This is a genomic window from Algorimicrobium algoritergicola (assembly GCF_008086165.1).
In the GTDB taxonomy this organism is placed as follows: domain Bacteria; phylum Bacteroidota; class Bacteroidia; order Flavobacteriales; family Flavobacteriaceae; genus Algorimicrobium; species Algorimicrobium algoritergicola.
The window spans coordinates 21,639-41,102 of sequence record NZ_VSKL01000004.1 but is presented as its reverse complement, the minus strand read 5'-3'; the positions used below and the strand labels follow the sequence as shown (position 1 = coordinate 41,102).

At 33.2% G+C, this 19,464-nt stretch carries 21 protein-coding genes and 1 other RNA gene; 13 read left to right on the top strand and 9 right to left on the bottom strand.

Features of this window, described 5'->3' with window-relative positions:
- Positions 1-8 precede the first annotated feature (8 nt).
- The gene (locus ES675_RS10835; RefSeq protein ID WP_066255737.1) at positions 9-1,700 is read right to left on the bottom strand and encodes a M23 family metallopeptidase; all 1,692 of its coding nucleotides are present in this window, start codon (positions 1,698-1,700) and stop codon (positions 9-11) included.
- A gap of 177 nt (positions 1,701-1,877) precedes the next feature.
- Between ES675_RS10835 and ES675_RS10830 the strand changes: the two genes are divergently transcribed.
- The 4 genes from ES675_RS10830 (at position 1,878) to rny (ending at position 4,287) form a co-directional block, all read left to right on the top strand.
- Positions 1,878-2,168 carry a hypothetical protein gene (locus tag ES675_RS10830; RefSeq protein ID WP_066255741.1) on the top strand — a complete coding sequence of 97 codons (291 nt, stop codon included), beginning with the start codon at positions 1,878-1,880 and terminating at the stop codon, positions 2,166-2,168.
- Between the two features lie 16 nt (positions 2,169-2,184).
- Positions 2,185-2,478: a cell division protein ZapA gene (locus ES675_RS10825; protein ID WP_066255745.1), complete on the top strand. Its 294-nt coding sequence runs from the start codon at positions 2,185-2,187 to the stop codon at positions 2,476-2,478.
- Positions 2,479-2,533: 55 nt separating this feature from the next.
- Positions 2,534-2,661: non-coding RNA, 6S RNA (ssrS, locus tag ES675_RS10820), on the top strand.
- A 54-nt stretch (positions 2,662-2,715) separates the two neighbouring features.
- Entirely contained in the window at positions 2,716-4,287 is a 1,572-nt protein-coding gene (gene rny, locus ES675_RS10815; protein ID WP_066255752.1) for a ribonuclease Y, read from the top strand.
- A gap of 45 nt (positions 4,288-4,332) precedes the next feature.
- Here the strand turns inward: rny and ES675_RS10810 are convergent, their stop codons facing one another.
- Both ES675_RS10810 and xerD read right to left on the bottom strand, forming a co-directional pair.
- A complete protein-coding gene (locus ES675_RS10810; protein ID WP_066255758.1) occupies positions 4,333-5,511 on the bottom strand; it encodes a sensor histidine kinase in 1,179 nt (392 codons plus the stop codon).
- A 68-nt stretch (positions 5,512-5,579) separates the two neighbouring features.
- Entirely contained in the window at positions 5,580-6,491 is a 912-nt protein-coding gene (xerD, locus tag ES675_RS10805; RefSeq protein ID WP_066255764.1) for a site-specific tyrosine recombinase XerD, read from the bottom strand.
- 215 nt (positions 6,492-6,706) lie between these two features.
- Between xerD and ES675_RS10800 the strand changes: the two genes are divergently transcribed.
- The 5 genes from ES675_RS10800 (at position 6,707) to aroQ (ending at position 10,146) form a co-directional block, all read left to right on the top strand.
- Positions 6,707-7,378 (top strand): porin family protein, encoded by a 672-nt coding sequence (locus ES675_RS10800; protein WP_066255771.1) that lies wholly within the window; start codon positions 6,707-6,709, stop codon positions 7,376-7,378.
- A 109-nt stretch (positions 7,379-7,487) separates the two neighbouring features.
- Positions 7,488-8,075: a hypothetical protein gene (locus tag ES675_RS10795; RefSeq protein ID WP_066255776.1), complete on the top strand. Its 588-nt coding sequence runs from the start codon at positions 7,488-7,490 to the stop codon at positions 8,073-8,075.
- 93 nt (positions 8,076-8,168) lie between these two features.
- Positions 8,169-8,762 (top strand): outer membrane beta-barrel protein, encoded by a 594-nt coding sequence (locus ES675_RS10790; RefSeq protein ID WP_066255780.1) that lies wholly within the window; start codon positions 8,169-8,171, stop codon positions 8,760-8,762.
- 265 nt (positions 8,763-9,027) lie between these two features.
- On the top strand, positions 9,028-9,666 hold the full coding sequence (locus ES675_RS10785) for a porin family protein (RefSeq protein ID WP_066255783.1): 639 nt from the start codon (positions 9,028-9,030) through the stop codon (positions 9,664-9,666).
- Positions 9,667-9,729: 63 nt separating this feature from the next.
- Positions 9,730-10,146 carry a type II 3-dehydroquinate dehydratase gene (gene aroQ / locus ES675_RS10780; RefSeq protein WP_066255786.1) on the top strand — a complete coding sequence of 139 codons (417 nt, stop codon included), beginning with the start codon at positions 9,730-9,732 and terminating at the stop codon, positions 10,144-10,146.
- Between the two features lie 168 nt (positions 10,147-10,314).
- On the opposite strand, the gene lpdA is transcribed toward aroQ, so the two are convergent.
- The 3 genes from lpdA to msrB form a co-directional block, all read right to left on the bottom strand.
- Entirely contained in the window at positions 10,315-11,691 is a 1,377-nt protein-coding gene (gene lpdA / locus ES675_RS10775; protein ID WP_066255788.1) for a dihydrolipoyl dehydrogenase, read from the bottom strand.
- A gap of 247 nt (positions 11,692-11,938) precedes the next feature.
- Positions 11,939-12,475 carry a DUF1572 family protein gene (locus tag ES675_RS10770; protein ID WP_066255795.1) on the bottom strand — a complete coding sequence of 179 codons (537 nt, stop codon included), beginning with the start codon at positions 12,473-12,475 and terminating at the stop codon, positions 11,939-11,941.
- Positions 12,476-12,543: 68 nt separating this feature from the next.
- Positions 12,544-13,026 (bottom strand): peptide-methionine (R)-S-oxide reductase MsrB, encoded by a 483-nt coding sequence (msrB, locus tag ES675_RS10765; protein WP_066255802.1) that lies wholly within the window; start codon positions 13,024-13,026, stop codon positions 12,544-12,546.
- Between the two features lie 151 nt (positions 13,027-13,177).
- Here msrB and ES675_RS10760 point away from each other — a divergent pair, with 151 nt between their 5' ends.
- From ES675_RS10760 to ES675_RS10745, 4 genes are all read left to right on the top strand, one after another.
- Positions 13,178-14,008 carry a M48 family metallopeptidase gene (locus tag ES675_RS10760; RefSeq protein WP_066255804.1) on the top strand — a complete coding sequence of 277 codons (831 nt, stop codon included), beginning with the start codon at positions 13,178-13,180 and terminating at the stop codon, positions 14,006-14,008.
- Positions 14,009-14,064: 56 nt separating this feature from the next.
- Positions 14,065-15,462 carry an MFS transporter gene (locus ES675_RS10755; RefSeq protein ID WP_066255818.1) on the top strand — a complete coding sequence of 466 codons (1,398 nt, stop codon included), beginning with the start codon at positions 14,065-14,067 and terminating at the stop codon, positions 15,460-15,462.
- A 15-nt stretch (positions 15,463-15,477) separates the two neighbouring features.
- A complete protein-coding gene (locus ES675_RS10750; RefSeq protein ID WP_066255807.1) occupies positions 15,478-16,080 on the top strand; it encodes a hypothetical protein in 603 nt (200 codons plus the stop codon).
- A gap of 64 nt (positions 16,081-16,144) precedes the next feature.
- Positions 16,145-16,978 carry a lipocalin-like domain-containing protein gene (locus tag ES675_RS10745; RefSeq protein ID WP_066255810.1) on the top strand — a complete coding sequence of 278 codons (834 nt, stop codon included), beginning with the start codon at positions 16,145-16,147 and terminating at the stop codon, positions 16,976-16,978.
- Positions 16,979-17,036: 58 nt separating this feature from the next.
- Here the strand turns inward: ES675_RS10745 and ES675_RS10740 are convergent, their stop codons facing one another.
- Genes ES675_RS10740 through ES675_RS10730 form a run of 3 tightly spaced genes read right to left on the bottom strand, consistent with a single transcriptional unit; the run spans position 17,037 to position 19,456 of the window.
- Entirely contained in the window at positions 17,037-17,759 is a 723-nt protein-coding gene (locus ES675_RS10740) for a head GIN domain-containing protein (protein ID WP_066256000.1), read from the bottom strand.
- 37 nt (positions 17,760-17,796) lie between these two features.
- On the bottom strand, positions 17,797-18,891 hold the full coding sequence (locus tag ES675_RS10735) for a DUF4097 family beta strand repeat-containing protein (RefSeq protein WP_066256002.1): 1,095 nt from the start codon (positions 18,889-18,891) through the stop codon (positions 17,797-17,799).
- Between the two features lie 10 nt (positions 18,892-18,901).
- Positions 18,902-19,456 (bottom strand): hypothetical protein, encoded by a 555-nt coding sequence (locus ES675_RS10730; RefSeq protein ID WP_066256007.1) that lies wholly within the window; start codon positions 19,454-19,456, stop codon positions 18,902-18,904.
- Between the last annotated feature and the right edge of the window lie 8 nt (positions 19,457-19,464).

Here is a 19,464-nt window from a genome sequence, read left to right as displayed (position 1 = left end):
TTTATTTTTTATTTTCGGAAAAAGGTTGTTTCAAAAGTAGAATTATTTCCCACATTATCTGTTACAATTACCTTTAAATTATTTTTTGTTTCGGTTGAAATATTATCATTAAAATCATAAACCAATAAATTTGTTTTATAATCATACTCCATTAAAATCCATTTGCCATTTATAGTAGCACGATAATTAGATATCCCAGAACCTTCATCTTCAATCTTTAATTTTAAAAAGCGGTATTTGCTCAACCATTTGCCTTCCGTAAAATTGATAGGTTTAATTGTGGGATTAACGTTATCTACTGTTAAGGCGTAAGTTCCTAAGGTTTTATTGTATGTGGTTAGGGTGTTTTCTTTTCTATAGGTTTTAGAATAAATAGTGTATTGTTTTCGCCAACCAACTAAGCGTGCAATATACAATTTATCGGAATCTTGATTTTTAAAACTACTAATATCGTAGGTTATTGTAAAATTCTCACGTAATGGAATGGTATCTTCATGCAAGGTGATGGTATCATTATTGACTTCAAAATTGATATAAAAATCATCGAAAAAAGCATCTTGCGGAAAATATACCGATACATTTTTATTTATGAGTTCATTCGCTTTTTTGGAATATATATGAAATGGTGTTTCTACAATTTCTTTCGATTTTACATCTGTCGCTTTTAAACCTTCAATATTAATGGTTAGCCAAACATCATTATTATGAAAATCCTTAACGCGGACTTTATAAACGGATGATGTGCTATCTTCTACATGTATATAACCATCATCATCAATATTCTTCAACATGCTTAAATTGTTGCCACTCTCGACAAATAATTTTTGAAGTTTTTCTTTTTTGTCTGAATAATGTCCGTAATCAATATAGCGATTCAGGAGTCTAGATTCATCAAATGTGAAGCGTTTAAAATCCATTTCAAATTTCTGATTCCCATTATAAAACGCTTGGATGTTTTCTACACCATTTTTATTGGAGGCCAAATCCTGTCTGTCATTTGCTTCAATGGCAAAGCCAATTTTCCCGAATGCCTGAATGTTTTCAACCGTATAATCGCCATTTGGTGTGTTTATCAAACGTAATTTTTGGCGTTCTTTTGTTGCGTTTATATGAGAATCTTCAGAAATAGGGTAGGCGTACACTTCCGTAATAATAGGTTTGGTAGTATCGGTTATATCTACGCCAAAAAGTAAAGGGTTTATAGGTCTTTCGGCATTATCACGAATTTCATAATGCAAATGTGGACCGCCTGAACTTCCTGTATTTCCGCTGAAGGCAATCAAATCGCCTTTTAAAACTGGTAATTCATCCACTTTTGGAAATATTTCAATCTCAAATGATTCCTGTTCATATTGGAGCTTTTTTATATAGGCTTCTAAAGTTGGCGATAATTGCTGCAAATGTGCATAAACGGTTGTATAGCCATTTGGGTGTGTTATATAAAGCGCTTTTCCGTATCCAAAATGAGCAATTTTTATACGACTAACATAACCATCAGCCGTTGCAAATACTTTTAAACCTTCGCGTTGTTGGGTTTTTATGTCCATTCCAGAATGAAAATGGTTGGAACGTAATTCACCAAAAGTTCCAGATGGAATTATAGTAACATCCAATGGATGCATGAAATAATCAGTAGGATAGGGGGTTTGCGCGTGACTTATAAACGCGAGTAGTAAAAAAAATGTGAGGAATTTTTGCATAAAATGGATGTTGTTGCTAAAATATCAATTTGATTCAAATTGGACAAGCAAAAACCGCAAGCATTAGCATGTGAAGCGATTTTAAGATGAAACGTAAATTATTTAATTTTTATTGAAAAACTATTGTTATTTAAATCGAGGTATGTTAACTTTGTGAGATAAGTATGGATATGATACATGAGTAAAATTGAAGAAACTGTAAATGCTTTAGAAAACAAAATCAACAAGGTTTTACATAAGCAGCGACTTTTAAAAGAAGCAAATTTAAAATTACAGCAAGAACTACAATCTTCTCAACATATGCTTCAGTCTCATAAAACACAAATTGTTGATTGGGAAGAAAAATATGAAGCGCTTAAAATGGCCAATTCCATGCTTGGCAGTGACGAAAATAAAAGAGAAACAAAACTCAAAATAAACGCATTAATTCGGGAAATTGATCATTGTATTGCGCAACTTTCCGAGTAATGAATCATAGTTTTCAATGTCAGAAAAACTAAAAATTAAATTATCAATAGCCAACCGTGTGTATCCGTTAACGATTACACCGAGTCAGGAAGAAGGGCTGCGAAAAGCCGCCAAAAACATTGAAGCTATGATAAAACAATTTGAGCAAAGTTATTCTGTTCAAGATAAGCAAGATGTATTAGCCATGTGCGCTTTGCAATTTGCTTCTCAAGTGGAACAGAAATCATTAGATACAGACTATGCGAATGAAACAGTGGAATTAAAGTTAGACGCTTTAAACGATCTGTTGGAATCGCATTTAAACTCTTAACGTTCTTATAAATAAAATAAAGGTTACTGCCTGCATTAGTTATTTTTTTTGATAAACTCAACGCGAATTCTTTAAAAAGGGTGAGTTTAAGTTGTAAAAGCATGCTGTTAGTGCTGAATTTATTCAGTATCTCGAACAGACCCTTGATCAGCTTGGTATCCCTAAACTTGTTTTAAGGAGTTTATACAAAACTTTATTCTGGTGCAGGCTTTTTTATATAAATTAATCAACTAGAAAATGGATAATACAATTGTTATTGTAGGTGGAATATTATTGGGTATTATAATTGGTTTTATTGTTGCTAAAGTTTTAGAACGCAACAATGCTTCTAAAGTTCTTAAAAGCGCAAAAAAATCGGCAACAGCTATCTTAAAAGCAGCTAAAAGCGAAGGAGATGCATTAAAAAAAGATAAAATACTTCAAGCAAAAGAAAAATTTATTGAGTTAAAGTCAGAACATGAGAAAGTGATTAACTCGCGCGATAAAAAGATGGCAGAATCTGAAAAACGTTCGCGTGATAAGGAATCGCAATTGTCTGGTGAGCTTTCTAAAAATAAAAAATTAAATGATGGTCTAGAAGAAAAAGTTAAAGATTATAACTATCGTTTAGAAGTTATAGAAAAGAAACAAGAAGAAGTTGATAGACTACATAGAAGTCAAATAGAGCAACTGGAGGTTATTTCTAGTCTTTCTGCGGAAGATGCTAAATCACAATTAGTGGAGTCTTTAAAAGGTGAAGCTAAAAATGATGCTATGGCTTATATCCAGAGCACGATTGAAGAATCTAAACTGACTGCGCAACAAGAAGCCAAAAAAATTATTATTAATACTATTCAACGAATTGGAACGGAAGAAGCGGTTGATAACTGTGTCTCTGTTTTCAATATTGAATCAGATGATGTTAAAGGACGTATTATTGGTCGTGAAGGTCGAAATATTCGTGCCATTGAAGCCGCAACAGGTGTAGAGATTATTGTTGATGATACACCAGAAGCCATTATCTTATCATGTTTTGACTCTGTACGTCGTGAAATTGCCAGATTATCGTTACACAAATTAGTTACGGACGGTCGTATTCATCCAGCACGAATTGAAGAGGTGGTTCAAAAAACAACCAAGCAAATTGAACAGGAGATTATTGAAGTAGGAAAACGAACCATAATCGATTTAGGAATTCATAATCTTCATCCAGAATTAATAAAGATGGTTGGACGTATGAAATACCGTTCATCTTACGGTCAAAACTTACTACAACACTCGCGTGAAGTTGCAAAACTTTGTGGTATTATGGCAGCTGAGTTAGGCTTAAATCCAAAAATGGCTAAACGTGCAGGACTTTTACATGATATAGGTAAAGTGCCAGATGCAGAAGCAGATATGGAAACACCACATGCTATTTTAGGTATGCAATGGGCTGAAAAGTTTGGTGAGAAAGATGAGGTTTGTAACGCCATAGGTGCTCACCACGATGAAATTGAAATGAAAACCTTATTAGCACCAATTGTTCAAGTTTGTGATGCTATTTCAGGAGCAAGACCAGGCGCAAGACGTCAAGTTCTTGATAGTTATATTCAACGTTTAAAAGACTTGGAAGATATTGCTTTCGGTTTTGGAGGTGTTAAAAAAGCCTATGCTATTCAAGCTGGTCGTGAATTACGTGTTATTGTAGAAAGTGAAAAGGTGGATGATCAAAAAGCAGCTGATTTATCGTTTAGTATTTCACAAAAAATTCAAACAGATATGACCTACCCAGGACAAGTTAAAGTCACGGTTATTCGTGAAACACGTGCCGTAAATATTGCGAAATAAGGGAAAATAAAGTGAATAATATAATTTTAAAAATCCAGCTTAACCTTAAGCTGGATTTTTTGTTAATGTCATTGTGATGGTGAATGTCGTTCCCATATTAACTTGGCTACTCACTGAAATTTCACCGCCTAAAGCTTCTATTTGGTTTTTTGTAAGATATAAACCAACACCTTGCGCATTTTCATTACCATGAAATGTTTTGTACAATCCGAAAATCTTGTCGCCAAATTTATCCAAATCAATACCAATACCATTATCTGCTACCGTAATAGTTAATTGGTTATCACTACTTAATTCCGAATTGATATCAATTATCGGCTGTCTGTCTGGATGTGAGTATTTAAGCGCATTAGAAGCTAAGTTCTGTATGATGCTTTCTAAATATGCAGCATTGCAATACAAATAAATAGATTTATTTAAATCGTTGTTGAATACAGCTTGTTTACTAGCTATCTCTATATCTAATAATTTAATTGTACTTTCAATGTAGTTATAAACGTTTAAATTTTCACGTTCAATTTTTTTAATTGATTGTGTCGTAACGATATCTTTTAAACTTGTTATCGTATTCGTTAAGGATTTAGAAACTGTTTTAAGATATTCAATTAAAGACGCTTTTTCTTCCTCATTTTTGGCTTCCTCATAGAAAGTTAATAAGCTTTCAAAGTTTCCAGCATATTCTTTTAAATTATGAGTAACTATGTGTGCAAAATTAGTCAGTTTCTGATTCTGATTTGTAATTATATCTAAATTATTCTCAATAGATTTCTCACGTTCCATTCTATCAGTGATGTCAGAGATAGTTCCTATCATTCTAGTATGGATACCGTTTGAATCACGTTCAACAATTTTACCGCTATCTTTAACCCATTTGTACGTGCCATCTTTACCTATTACACGATGCTCACTCGTATATTTTTCTGTTTTATTTTCATAATGAGCGGTTAAATTGGATAGCAAACCTTCTAAATCATCGGGGTGTATTTTTTGTTGCCAATCAAAATCTCTTGTATCATATTTTAAGTGGTCAAAACCTAAAATTTTAATGGCCTGAATAGAATAATAAACCATGTTCGTTTTTGCATGATAATCCCAGACACCAATATTGGAATTTTTAAGCGCAAACGCCATAATCATGTTATTTTGTATTGGATCTAAAGAAATATCCTCAATTTTATTAGAAAGAGAGCTATCTTGAGAACTTACTTCTTCAATTTTATTCATGATTTAGAGATTTGGAGGCTGCAAAAGTATGAAATAACCGATTAAGTGCAAATTTAATAGGTATAATATTATTTCCTAGGATGAAATGTTTGAATGGCTTTCTTCAATTGCTTTTTATCCAAATGCACATAAATTTCGGTGGTTGTAATACTTTCGTGACCTAGCATCATTTGAATAGCTCTTAAATCGGCACCATTCTCTAGTAGATGTGTTGCAAAGGAATGCCTGAAGGTATGTGGCGAAATAGTTTTATTGAGATTTATTTCAGTCGCTAATTTTTTAATAATGGTAAAAATCATGGCACGTGTTAATTGTTTCCCACGATTGTTTAAAAATAAGGTGTCGTTATATTCTTTCTGAACATCTATAGCAGAACGAACATCGCGAATATAAATAGTTATATATTTTTGAGTTGTAGGACTAATAGGAACAAAACGCTGTTTATCGCCTTTTCCAGTAACGTTGATAAATCCTTCTTCAAAAAATAAATCTGAAATTTTCAGACTCACCAATTCACTGACACGTAAACCACAACCGTAAAGGGTTTCTAACATGGTTCTGTCACGTTCCCCAATTCGAACTTGGTTATATTCTTTGGTTAAATCTATAGCGTCAATAATGCGGTCAATATCTTTTAAGCTTAAAGTGTCTGGAAGTTTTCTGCCAATTCTAGGAGATTCAATTAAATCTATTGGATTATCCGATCTATAATCTTCAAAAACTAAATAACTGAAAAAACTGCGTAATCCAGAAATAATCCGTGATTGTGAGCGTGGATTGACATCTTTTGCAACTTGGTAAATAAATTGCTGTACTATTTCAGGTGTGATATGTATAGGAGAGGTGGTAATTTTATGATCCGCTAAAAAAGCTATTAATTTCTCTATATCAAACGAATAACTGGAAATGGTATTTTGAGATAATCCACGTTCAATTTTTAAGTATAAATTAAAATCAGTTAAGGCTTGGTTCCAGGTCATTCAAACAAAGATAGGATAAAGTTCTAAAAGTATGTAAATCCTATTAAAAGCGGGAGTAGGTTTCGTAATTGTTAACAACTAATACTGTAAGATGCTGAAAAATAGATTGTTATTCTAAATTATTAATTAGAATGTTAATAAGTTAGCTTCAAAATTTTAATTATTGCGAAAAAAGTGGTTAGTTTGTTATAATCAATTAATTAAAACTTAAAATTATGAAAAAATTATTAGTATGTGCAGCTGTTGCTGTTTTTAGTATTGGTTCACTTTCAGCACAGGACGTTAGGTTTGGTGTTAAAGGTGGTGTTAACTTTGCAAATCTAGCTGGAGATTTTGGTGTAGCTGGTTTTGATGAGGATTTTCAAGACGCTGAAATGAAAGTTGGCTTTCATATTGGTGGTTTAGTTGAACTAAAGCTTACTGAAAAGTTTGCATTACAGCCTGAACTATTATTTTCTAGCCAAGGATTCAAGTCAAATTATTATGACTTTGATGATCGTAAAGTAGATTATAATGTGAATTTAAGCTACGTTAATATTCCAATCATGGCTAAATTTTTCCCTATTGATGGTTTAAGCATTGAAGCTGGTCCTCAAATAGGTTTTTTAGTATCTGCAAAGAATGAGTTTAACGACTATAATAACGAAGACCTTGACCCAGACGAATCTGAAATTGATACAAAGGATTTATACAAATCACTTGATTTTGGATTAAATTTTGGTGCAAGTTATGAAATGGCAAGTGGTCTTTTCTTTACGGCTCGTTATAATTTAGGATTATCGAAAGTTGATGATGAAGATTTTTATGGAGATGTTGCTGACTTTGGAATATTTTCTTTCTCACGTAAAAACCGTGTAATTCAGTTATCTGCAGGATTTATGTTCTAAACATTATATTGTAATAATATTAAAAAGCCAAAACACTGTTTTGGCTTTTTTTATTTTTGTAAATTGTCTATAATTAAGTATATCAATCTTTTAACTAAAACCAACAATTATGAAAAAACCAATTTTATTTGCTGCTATGGCAGTATTCGGATTAACAAAAATGACTGCTCAAAATGATTTTGCCGAAAAAGCAAAAACGGGCAGTTTTTATGCAGGTGCTAATATTGGAATTCCATTAAGTACATCAAGCGATGTTTCTTCTTTTAACTTTGGTTTAGATGTGGCCTACTTATTTGAGCTAATTGATAACCTGGAAGTAGGTGGTTTATTAGGCTACACACATTTTGTAGGAGATGGCGATTATTCTTATTACGCTGGTAATAGCGGTAATTATTTTATTAGAAATTATAAAGATGCCTCATTCGTTCCAATAGCTGCTTCTGCAAGATATTACTTTGCGGACCGCAAGTTCTTTGGAGGTCTTGATTTAGGTGTTGGAGTAAATGTATCTGGTGATGCTAAATCAGGATTTTATGCACGACCAAAATTTGGTTTTGATTTAGGAACAATAGCATTAATAGCATCTTTCCAAAGTATTTCTGGAGGTGTGGATTATGGTGATACGTACAATGATGGAACCTATGTTTCAGGTAGCGGTTTTAATTCGTTTAATTTTGGCGTAGAATTTGGTTTTTAAAATATAAGATTATACTTACTTTTAATTTGGTTGATATGATGATTCGGCGTATTTTTGCCGATTCAAAAATTAAAAACTTAATTAAATTATTAAATGAAAAAATTATTATTTACTGCAGCTGTTGCTGTAATTGGTTTCACAAATGTGAATGCACAGAATGACAATGATCAAACAACTGGTTTTGCAAAAGGAGATATTTTTATTTCTGGTTCAGTTGGTTTTGGTTCTGAAAAAATTGCAGACGATAAGGCTAACGTTTTTGAAATAGCGCCTCAAGCAGGATTTTTCGTAACTGAAAATATTGCTGTTGGAGCAAAATTAGGATATATATCTAGAAAAGCAGAATCAGGTCCTGTTGATACAGTTGATATGGGAACATTATCTGCTGGTGTATTTGGTAGATATTATTTTACTCCGGATAGTCAGTTTTCAGTATTTGGAGAACTAGGTGTTGATTACAGAAGTACGGATGATAAATTAGCAGACGTTAAAACGGATGGTTTTGCAGTAGGTGTAGCGCCAGGTGTTAGTTATTTTATATCTAAGTCATTCGCGTTAGAAGCTTCTTTTGGTATTTTAGGATATACAACAGAAAAAGCTGATTTCGATGGAGCTGAATCTTATGATACATTATCATTTGGTTTGAACTTACGTGATATCAACTTTGGATTGGTTTACAAATTCTAATTCCAAATTATTAAAATGTTTAAAAACCGAAGCGAAAGCTTCGGTTTTTTTATGCTTAAAATTCTCAATTGAACACAATTTTCAGGTTAGAGCAGCTAATTTATTAATTGTCAAAATGTTAGTTTATTAACAGTACTATTTAAATCTGGATTCAAATTTATAAAATTATTTTTTGCGTTATTTTTCTTATGGAAAACGTCAATTTCTATTTTAAAAGATAGACATCTTTGTGACACAATAATTATAAACCCTAAAATAGCAAAAGATGAAAAAAGTAATTTTAGTTGCTGCAGCTGCAGTTTTTAGCTTAACAAGTATATATGCACAATCGGATTCAAAAACCGTTCAATTTGGAGTAAAAGGTGGTGTAAACTTTTCCACAATAACCAGTGACGATTTTAATGATTTAAAATCTCGTACTAGTTTTAATGTGGGTGTTTTAGCCGAAATTCCAATTACAGAACGCTTGTCTATCCAGCCGGAAGTAATGTATTCTGGACAAGGTTTTGATGTGCGTGAAATAGATCAAGACAATGTTTTTGATACAGATGAGAATATAGAATACCAATTGGATTATATTCAAGTTCCAGTATTAGTGAAAGTGTATCTAGTTAAAGGATTAAGTGTAGAGGCCGGACCACAATTTGGTTTTAAAATACATGAAGAATTAGATTTTGAACCAAATTCTGATGGTGGAGACATTGAAATTAATCAAGATGATTCGTATATCAAAGATTTTGATACTAGTTTAGCCTTAGGAGCTGCCTATAAATTTGACAGCGGATTTTTTGTAAATGGTCGTTATACATTTGGTTTAACAGACATTTTTAAAGATGATACCGTTTTTGAAAACGTAGATGCTAAAAACGCAGTATGGCAAGTAGGTGTTGGTTTTATGTTCTAAACCACACATAATCATAAATTAAAACCGAAGTTAACGCTTCGGTTTTTTTTATACCTTTACTTTATGAAAAAACTAATCATTATAAACGGTCCCAATTTAAACTTATTAGGGAAACGTGAACCGCAAATTTACGGAAGCTTAACGTTCAATGAATTTTTTGAAACGATTAAATCGAAATATGAATCATTTACAATAGCGCATTTTCAATCTAATATTGAAGGAGAAATCATTGGTAAAATTCAAGAAGTTGGCTTTACTTATGATGGTATCATATTAAATGCAGCAGCTTACACACATACATCTGTTGGCATTGGTGATGCTGTTGCTGCTATAGAAACACCTGTTGTGGAAGTACACATTTCCAATACATTTAAGCGCGAAGCGTTCAGACATCATTCCTATGTTGCACCTCATGCCAAAGGTGTTATTGTTGGTTTTGGATTGCAAAGTTATGAATTGGCCATTCAAAGTTTTCTTTAGTTCTAAAGCCTTCCTAAGAGGAAAGGCATTCTTACTCGAACTTAAAAACAATAAAAACAAAAAGCACGATTCACATGAGAATCGTGCTTTTTTACATATTTATAAATGGTATTCCATCTAAATAAAAATCTTTCTGTTCAAGAAGGATTTCGGATGGGCATTTCTGTATTAAAGGTGTATAACCTCACCATAAGCATCAGCAACAGCTTCCATAACCGCTTCACTCATAGTAGGGTGTGGATGTACTGCTTTTAAAACTTCATGTCCTGTAGTTTCTAGTTTTCTACCTAAAACAGCTTCAGCAATCATATCGGTTACACCAGCACCAATCATGTGGCAACCTAACCATTCGCCATATTTGGCATCAAAAATCACTTTTACAAAGCCATCTTTAGCGCCAGAAGCACTTGCTTTACCAGAAGCCGAGAACGGGAATTTTCCAACTTTAATATCCAATCCTTTTTCTCTAGCTTGCTTTTCAGTTAAACCAACAGACGCAATTTCTGGAGATGCATACGTACAACCAGGAATATTTCCGTAGTCTAAAGCTTCAACATGCTGACCTGCAATTTTCTCAACACATAAAATGCCTTCCGCAGAAGCAACGTGTGCTAATGCTTGTCCAGGCGTTACATCGCCAATTGCGTAGTAACCAGGAATATTTGTCTGATAAAAATCGTTTACTAAAATCTTATCACGATCTACAGCAATACCCACATCTTCTAAACCAATGTTTTCAATGTTAGACTTAATTCCTACAGCCGATAAAATAATATCTGCTTCCAGAACTTCTTCACCTTTCTTTGTTTTAACAGTTGCTTTTACACCAGTTCCTGATGTATCTACTTTAGTAACTTCTGAAGATGTCATGATTTTAATACCACTTTTCTTAAATGAACGCTCTAATTGTTTAGATACATCCTCATCTTCAACAGGTACCACGTTTGGTAAAAATTCAACGATCGTTACATCTGTTCCCATAGAATTGTAGAAGTATGCAAACTCAACACCAATGGCACCAGAACCAACAACAATCATCTTTTTTGGTTGCTCTTTTAGCGTCATGGCTTCTCTGTAACCAATAACTTTTTTGCTGTCTTGTGGTAAACTTGGTAACTCGCGAGAGCGTGCGCCAGTTGCAACAATAATATGATCGGCAGAATATTCTTTACCATCAACGTCCACTTTTTTTCCAGGTTTTAATTTCCCAAAACCTTCAATAACGTCAATTTTATTTTTCTTCATTAAAAACTTAACACCATTGCTCATACCATCAGCAACACCTCTTGAGCGTTTTACAACCGCATCAAAATCTTTGTCAAATTCTTTTACAGATAACCCATAATCTTCAGCATGTTTCAAGTATTCAAAAACTTGAGCCGATTTTAAAAGGGCTTTTGTAGGAATACAACCCCAATTTAAACAAACACCACCAAGGTTTTCTTTTTCAATTACAGCAGTTTTAAAACCTAATTGTGATGCTCTAATAGCTGTTACATAACCTCCTGGGCCACTTCCAAGAACAATAATATCGTATTTACTCATTGTGTTTTTTTTAATCGTTTTTTGATGCTACGAATTTACGAAACATAGCCGATATAATAAATTGTAGTTTCATTTTTATTTGGGCGTGACCTAAAGGTCGTGCTATTCACTATATCTTTTGCAGAAAAAGCAAAAGGATGCCGTTTCTATCACTCACGCACATGTTGCATTTTTTTGGAGAAAAGCAAAGTCAATCAGTCATTTAGTACTAAACTGATAACTTTTCTAGCTACACGTCACCTGTATACTATTTATTTTCTTTTTCTTTTGAAAATTTCACCTTATTATATGCTGCTGAATTCCCTTTTGCAATAGATAAGGGTTGCCAATCGTTTCCTTTCAACATTTTTCCAATATGTGCTATTTGACCAATGTGGTAGGAGTAGTGACCTAATTGTCTAAAAATGGCTTCAGAAACTAAATGTTCTTCATTTCGGATGTAAATTATGGTGTTTAATTCGTTGTTTTTTAAAGGTTCAATGGCATCAAAAAGACATTTCCAACCACGTTCCCAAGCAGAAATTAACTCGTCTTTATTGGTATAGCTAGCTTCAAACTCTTGGTCTCGTTGACGCCAAGTTTTTTCACCATCTTCCGTTAAAAAATTGGTCCATCTACTGAACATATTACCAACCATATGCTTAACAATTATGGAAATACTATTTGCAGAATCGTTATACTGCCAAGTCATTTCTTCAAAAGTTAGTTGATCGAACGTTTTATCCCCAACAGCTTTGTAGTAATTAAACTGTTTTATTATACTAGTGATTAATTCGTTTTCCATAAAATAAAAATAGCATTACAAAAATACAGATTTTTATAATGCTATGCTTTTATAGGTTTTGGAAAATCTTAAGATTCTGGAATAAATTTTAATGATGTTCCATTTATGCAATGACGTTTTCCGGTAGTTTCTCTTGGGCCATCATTAAATACGTGACCTAAATGACCACCGCACGTAGCGCAATGCTCTTCATTTCTGGAATAGCCTAGATCGTTATCGGTTCCAAAAGCAACATTGCCTTCAATAACGCGATCAAAACTTGGCCAGCCCGTTCCGGAATCAAATTTATGTTCACTTTTATACAGCGGTGTTTCACAGGCAGCACAAACGTAGGTTCCTTTTTTATAATTTTTATCTAAAGGGCTTGAAAAAGCACGTTCTGTTCCAGCTTCGCGCATCACGTAAAATTGTTCCTTGGTTAACTCTTGTTTCCATTCGGCTTCCGTTTTGGAAATTGGAAATGATGTATTCTCACTTGAATTCTTTTTTTGAGCAGAACTATTACAGCTAAAAAAAACCGTTAATAGGACTACAGATAGGATATACTTCATAGTTGTTTTTCTTATTTGGTCGTAAACACTATTAAAACATAACAGGTTATTTCAATTTATGTTTTTATAACATATATTTGTTAACTATTTAAAACTGAACTTTTAATATGGTTCAATTTTTGTTATTTTAGAAAAAGAAAACCCAAAACACATGAAATTCAAACAAAAAATAAGTGGATTATTCGTATTAATTTTAGTCGCATCTTGCGCAACAAATCCGTTTACCGGAAGTCAAACAATGGCTTTGGTTTCGAATGATCAATTATTCCCAACGGCATTTCAGCAGTATAATCAAGTGCTTTCAGAAAATAAGGTAATTACGGGTACGTCTCAATCTGAAATGATTAAGCGTGTTGGTCAACGCATTTCGGTGTCGGCAGAACGTTGGTTAAACGCTAATGGGTATCAAGGTTATTTGGAAGGCTATAAATGGGAATACAATTTAATAGAATCCGACCAAGTTAACGCTTGGTGTATGCCTGGAGGTAAAATTGCCTTTTATACAGGGATTTTACCAATTGCTGAAAACGAAACAGCTATTGCTGCAATTATGGGTCATGAGGTGGCGCATGCATTGGCTAATCATGGTCAGCAACGCATGAGTGCTGCTTATATTCAGCAAGGTATTGCTTTAGCTGGAAACGTACTTATTGAAGATAATCAAACACGTGATATTTTTAACCAATCGTACGGAATTGGTACGCAAGTTGGTGTGATGTTACCGTTTAGCAGAAGTCATGAAACGGAAGCTGATAAAATAGGATTGATTTTAATGGCTGTTGCCGGTTATAATCCAGAAGAGGCGGCAAACTTATGGAGACGTATGGATGCAAATAGTGGTGGACAAGCACCACCTGAATTTTTAAGCACACACCCAGCCAATGCTTCACGAATTGAAAACTTAACTAATTTAGTACCGCAAGCGAAGTCCGAAGCCAAAAAATTTGGCGTATCTGAATTTAGATCGCTAGGGAAATATTAACTGTTTAAAAATATTTGTTTACTTTAGGAGCTGCTCAAAAAAGAGCAGCTTTTTTTATGAAACAACCACTACCTAAAGGCAGTAAAAAACTTTTAAATGCTTGGGCTTTTTATGATTGGGCCAATTCGGTCTACACGTTAACCATAGCATCATCTATATTTCCCATTTTCTATTCGTCCTTATTTATCTCGGAAATTAAAGTTGTAACGGCTTTTGGCTACAATTTTAAGAGTACGGCACTTATTACATTTGTAACGGCGTTTACATTTTTAGTAGTTTCTATCTTGTCACCTTTACTATCCGGAATTGCCGATTATATAGGAAATAAGAAAGCTTTTATGAAGTTTTTCTGTTACGTTGGTGGAATTGGTTGTATAGGGCTATATTGGTTTAGTTTAGATCATATTTACATTAGTTTGGTCTGTTATTTTATGGGCCTTATTGGATACTGGGGTAGTTTGGTTTTTTACAATTCTTATCTACCAGATATTGCGTTTCCCGAACAACAAGATCGTATTAGCGCCAGAGGTTTCTCATTAGGATATGTGGGTAGTGTAATTCTCCTGTTATTTAATTTAGGGTTGGTTATGTTTCCTGGCGTATTTGGCTTTGATATTAGTATTGCTGATTCTGTACGAGAAACTGGTACCAATGCAGAAATTGCACTAGCACTAGAGGATGCTAAAAATGCCGCGTCTGTTGAAGCCATGCGTGTAGCATTTGTTACTGTGGGATTATGGTGGATTTTATTCAGTCAATACACCTTTTATATACTACCAAAAGGCGTTAAAAATGGGCGAAAAGTAACAAGGAATGTGGTTCTAAATGGCTTTAGAGAATTACGTCAAGTATGGCGACAATTAAAAGAAAATTTACGATTAAAACGCTATCTGGCTGCATTTTTTGTTTTCAGTATGTCTGTTCAAACTATTATGCTGATTGCGGTTTATTTTGGAGAAGAGGAAATTTTATGGGCTGACGATGGTCAAAAAACCTTTGGCTTAATTATTAGTATTTTAGTGATTCAAGTGGTCGCAATTTTGGGTGCTTTTTTAACGTCAAGAGCTTCTGAAAAATTTGGAAACATTAAAACGCTAATCGCTGTAAATATTATTTGGATGTTACTATGTTTAGCAGCCTATTTCGTTATCACACCTATTCATTTTTATCTTACCGCAGGTTTTGTGGGATTAGTTATGGGAGGAATTCAAGCATTAGCACGATCCACCTATTCTAAATTCTTGCCTGAAACTGCGGATACCACATCCTATTTTAGTTTTTATGATGTAGCTGAAAAAATTGGAATTGTAATTGGTATGATTATTTTTGCAACCATAGATCAAATAACGGGAAGTATGCGAAATGCAATTCTATTTTTATTTGTATTTTTCCTGCTTGGAATTTTACTCTTATTTAGAGTGCCACGTGAATCTAACAACATAATAAAAAATTAATATAAAATTAATACCATGAAACAATACCTCAAATCTTTTACACTTTTATCGCTTTCTATCTTTTTCATTACGTTTACAGCTTGTGATAATGAGCCGCTTGATAGAGGTCTTAATACTTTGAATAGCTCCAACAATACTAATTCATCATCTTTTATTGGTGATTGGGAAATTGTATCTTTTGAAACAGAAACGGATACTGAAATAACTTTTATGGGTGAAACAAATACGTCAAATAATGACATTGTAGGACTAGACATGAATTATATCGTTTCTTTCACTGAAAATACTTTTGAAACTGCTGGTGATTATTCTATGCATTTAATTACCTCATTTAATGGTTCTGTTTTACAAGAACAAACAGAAACATATTCAAACGTTTCTGGTTCCGGGACATACACGGTAAGTGGTAATACATTAACTACTGATGGCGCTTTTTTCGAATTTGAATTTCAAGATGTAGATATGTCAGATTATGCAGGAGAACAAACAGTTCAATATGCGTTTAGTAACGGCGGACAAACGTTGACCATTATTCAAACTCAAGAAATTTCTGAAGATCAAGGTGGTATTGAATCTACTACTTTAGTTTATTCAGTTACTATTATGAATAAGCTTTAAATTGTATTATTTCTAAAAGGAATCTTAACGCTATTTAAAGTGTAAATTAATTTAAAATTGCAACATGAAACAATACCTCAAATCTTTAACATTTTTATCCCTTTCTATTTTCTTTATTACCTTTACAGCTTGTGATGATGAACCTTTAGATAGTGGACTTATTGAAAATGAAAACCAGCAAGCTGCTTGCCAAAGTGCGGTACAAGCATCGGCTTCAGCTGCCCAAAGTTTTACCAACGCAACAGATGATAATTATAGTGTTTTATGCAATTCGTATAAAATGGCATTGCGATTACAAATAACGGCTTGTGGTGATGCAAATGGTTCCATTCAGGCAATTATTGATAATTTGAATTGTGAAACTACGCATACGGAATGTTTAGATGCAGAATCCGTATCGCTTTCTGCTCTAACAGCTTATAACGCAGATCCAACAAATGCAACGTTATGTAATGCTTATAAAACAGCTTTGCAATATGAAATTACTGTTTGTGGTGATGCCGATGGGAGTTTGCAGGCTATTATTGATGGCTTGGGAGACTGTGATACAAATGGTCCAAGTACTGCGAGTATTATAGGTACATGGCGAATAATATCATTAACATCCAATGGTGTGGAAGAGTTGCAAGAAGAACTAGATAATTCTGGAATTTGCTATTGGGAAGAAGTATATACAGCAACTACTGCAACAGATACAGATTATTCAGGTCCAAATTGTGACGTTGTAGAAATTGTTGAATCTTATGAGTATAGTATTTCTGGAAATATTTTGTCCTTTGTTAACGGTGATGATCCATTAGAAATATTAGAAATTACAGATACCACATTAAGATATCAAGACAGCTATAATGATGCAGGTGAAGATTATATTGATATTTATACTTACGAAAGACAATAGGTTTAGATTTAAACACCTAAAAAAGCCACTTTATTTATAGTGGCTTTTTTATTTATATTCAATTTTTACTTACACTCCCAGAACCTGATACTTTCGTGTCTTCTTTTGCTGGCTTTCCTTTATACGTCACATCTCCAGAACCAGAAACGCGAACTTTTAAATATACGTTGCTTACTACTTGAGCATCACCAGAACCCGAAATGGTGACCTCTGTATTATCAGCTTCTAAACCATAACAGCTATAATCTCCAGAGCCAGAAATACTTAATTCCAAATCTTTGGTTTTTCCTGTTAATGTAATATCGCCTGAACCTGCTAAATGGCTTTCTATTTCGTTGGCTACAATATCAAGTTTTATGTCTCCTGAACCTGCTAAATTAACATCAAATTCATCAGCAGTTATTTGATCTTTACTATATAAATCGCCTGATCCTGCTAAGCTTACTTCTTCAATATCTTTAAAAGGAATAGTTACTTTTATCGTTTTCCCGCGACTTGTTCTTAAATTAACGCCATTCTCTGTTTTTACTGAAAGTGTTCCGTTTTTGACTTCTGTAATGACATATTTTAGTAAATTTTCTTCACCTTCAATTTGAAGTTTTCCTTCGGTTCCTGACACCAAAATATAATCGAATGGTCCTGCACAACTTATTTCGGAATAATCGCTGGTGTTTCTATCTATTGTTACAACGTTGCCGTTTCCTGAAATTTTTTCACCCCATTGTGCGCAGCTAACAGCGCTCGTTAATAAGATGGCGAATAATAATACCTGATTTTTCATATTATTTGTTTTTATTGGTTATTTTAATGATTGCTATTTAGTTTTTGTCAATGGTTACGCTTCCGTAATCTGAATTTATTTTAATGTTATTACTAGTGTTAGATGAACCGTAATAACCTTGGTAATATTTGCTTGTAGATTCATCGCGTTTCTTGTTAAACTCAAAACCTTCATGACTGCGAAGCGAGGCATAATCCAAATCTATTTCAAAGTTGAAATGATAACCCGATTCAAATCCGATATGTATACCAACATAATCTGAATCTATAGTAATGTTTTTAGCTGTTGCTTTGATGTTTTTTATTTTAATAGAACCATAATCTGAATCGATAGATACGTTTTTATAGATATCACCTAAAACAATGGTTAAATAATCGCCAGATCCACTCACATTATTAGCTCTATCAGCTGTAAGTGACCCATAATCGCAATCGTATTTTAAATCTTCAATGGTTTCAAATTTGGAGTTGGTATAATCGGCTTCTAGGTTGATAGTTTTAGCTTTTGCAACGGTAAATTCGCTGTAATCGGCATTTATAGTTCCGTTGTTTATATATTCGAAGTAGGAATTTTTAGTATAATCAAATTCAATCTCATTATTATTTCCCATCAACTCTTTGGTGGTGATTTTACCGTAATCACAATTAATTTTGGCATTTCCTTCTAATTTATCCAAATTAATACTGCCATAATCATTGCTTAAATCAACGGAATTGGTCATTGGCATTTTTATCACATAATTCACCTTCATATTAATACTACTGTTACTTCCCCAATTCCACCAAGAATTGGATTTTCCTTTACTAAAAATAGTCTTTGCTGAAACGTAATTTGTGCTCGCTTCAAAATCGACATTAATATTGTCAATTTTTTCACGCACTTTATCTTCATTATTACCGCTAACAGTAATGTTTACCGTAATTTCAATACGGTTTTCATTCCATGTAATAATATCTAAATTGCCATAACTATTATCAATTTTTAAGGTCGCATTTTTAGAGACATTATAAGATTTCTTAATTGTTTTTTCTTCGGAGTGTTTATCCCGTTTTTCAGGATTTGTTGTTGCTGAAACCACTATAGGTAAAAGCGCAAAAATCAAGACGAGTTTATATAAAATGTTTGTTTTCATGAGGTATATTTTAAAGCGTTTTTTCTGATAAGTTGTTGTTTAATTCTTTTACGTGTTCAATTTGTTTTAAGGTGTTTTCTAGAACTTCAATACGATTCTGAAAATTGGAAATCATAGCATAAATAACACGTTGATCTTGTCCACTTTCAATTAAATCGGAAATAAGAATTTTATATTCTGCTTCCAATCTGTTTAGCTGCACCATAGCATCTTTAATAAGTAAGCGTGTTTTACTATTGGAGGATGCCTCTAATTTTTTTAATTCCGCAGAAATAGTAGCTGTAAAAAAACTTTCTGTTTTAGCCATTTCTGGCGAAACGCTTGCTAATCCTGTGATTTCTGAATTTGAATTGGTTCCAATAGCTAATGAAACCAATAATACAATGGATGCCGCAACACCTATAATTGGTAACCACAATTTTCGAACTTTAGGTTTCGGTTTGTTAGTAATTGCCTGTTTATTTAGTTTTGCTAAAAATCGTTCTTCATGATTGTTTTTAGGCTGTTCTATATCAAAATCAGCTTGTAAATCAGTAAATAACGTATCTAAATCGTCTGGTTTCATAATAACTG

Excerpts from the sequence above, each read along its gene's own strand:
- ES675_RS10740 (WP_066256000.1), bottom strand. The coding sequence starts at position 17,759 with ATGAAAAATCAGGTATTATTATTCGCCATCTTATTAACGAGCGCTGTT.
- ES675_RS10730 (WP_066256007.1), bottom strand. The coding sequence starts at position 19,456 with ATGAAACCAGACGATTTAGATACGTTATTTACTGATTTACAAGCTGAT.
- ES675_RS10790 (WP_066255780.1), top strand. The coding sequence starts at position 8,169 with ATGAAAAAATTATTATTTACTGCAGCTGTTGCTGTAATTGGTTTCACA.
- ES675_RS10835 (WP_066255737.1), bottom strand. The coding sequence starts at position 1,700 with ATGCAAAAATTCCTCACATTTTTTTTACTACTCGCGTTTATAAGTCAC.
- ES675_RS10785 (WP_066255783.1), top strand. The coding sequence starts at position 9,028 with ATGAAAAAAGTAATTTTAGTTGCTGCAGCTGCAGTTTTTAGCTTAACA.
- ES675_RS10770 (WP_066255795.1), bottom strand. The coding sequence starts at position 12,475 with ATGGAAAACGAATTAATCACTAGTATAATAAAACAGTTTAATTACTAC.
- ES675_RS10760 (WP_066255804.1), top strand. The coding sequence starts at position 13,178 with ATGAAATTCAAACAAAAAATAAGTGGATTATTCGTATTAATTTTAGTC.
- aroQ (WP_066255786.1), top strand. The coding sequence starts at position 9,730 with ATGAAAAAACTAATCATTATAAACGGTCCCAATTTAAACTTATTAGGG.
- xerD (WP_066255764.1), bottom strand. The coding sequence starts at position 6,491 with ATGACCTGGAACCAAGCCTTAACTGATTTTAATTTATACTTAAAAATT.
- msrB (WP_066255802.1), bottom strand. The coding sequence starts at position 13,026 with ATGAAGTATATCCTATCTGTAGTCCTATTAACGGTTTTTTTTAGCTGT.
- ES675_RS10800 (WP_066255771.1), top strand. The coding sequence starts at position 6,707 with ATGAAAAAATTATTAGTATGTGCAGCTGTTGCTGTTTTTAGTATTGGT.
- ES675_RS10755 (WP_066255818.1), top strand. The coding sequence starts at position 14,065 with ATGAAACAACCACTACCTAAAGGCAGTAAAAAACTTTTAAATGCTTGG.
- ES675_RS10795 (WP_066255776.1), top strand. The coding sequence starts at position 7,488 with ATGAAAAAACCAATTTTATTTGCTGCTATGGCAGTATTCGGATTAACA.
- rny (WP_066255752.1), top strand. The coding sequence starts at position 2,716 with ATGGATAATACAATTGTTATTGTAGGTGGAATATTATTGGGTATTATA.
- ES675_RS10735 (WP_066256002.1), bottom strand. The coding sequence starts at position 18,891 with ATGAAAACAAACATTTTATATAAACTCGTCTTGATTTTTGCGCTTTTA.
- ES675_RS10830 (WP_066255741.1), top strand. The coding sequence starts at position 1,878 with ATGAGTAAAATTGAAGAAACTGTAAATGCTTTAGAAAACAAAATCAAC.
- lpdA (WP_066255788.1), bottom strand. The coding sequence starts at position 11,691 with ATGAGTAAATACGATATTATTGTTCTTGGAAGTGGCCCAGGAGGTTAT.
- ES675_RS10825 (WP_066255745.1), top strand. The coding sequence starts at position 2,185 with ATGTCAGAAAAACTAAAAATTAAATTATCAATAGCCAACCGTGTGTAT.
- ES675_RS10810 (WP_066255758.1), bottom strand. The coding sequence starts at position 5,511 with ATGAATAAAATTGAAGAAGTAAGTTCTCAAGATAGCTCTCTTTCTAAT.
- ES675_RS10750 (WP_066255807.1), top strand. The coding sequence starts at position 15,478 with ATGAAACAATACCTCAAATCTTTTACACTTTTATCGCTTTCTATCTTT.
- ES675_RS10745 (WP_066255810.1), top strand. The coding sequence starts at position 16,145 with ATGAAACAATACCTCAAATCTTTAACATTTTTATCCCTTTCTATTTTC.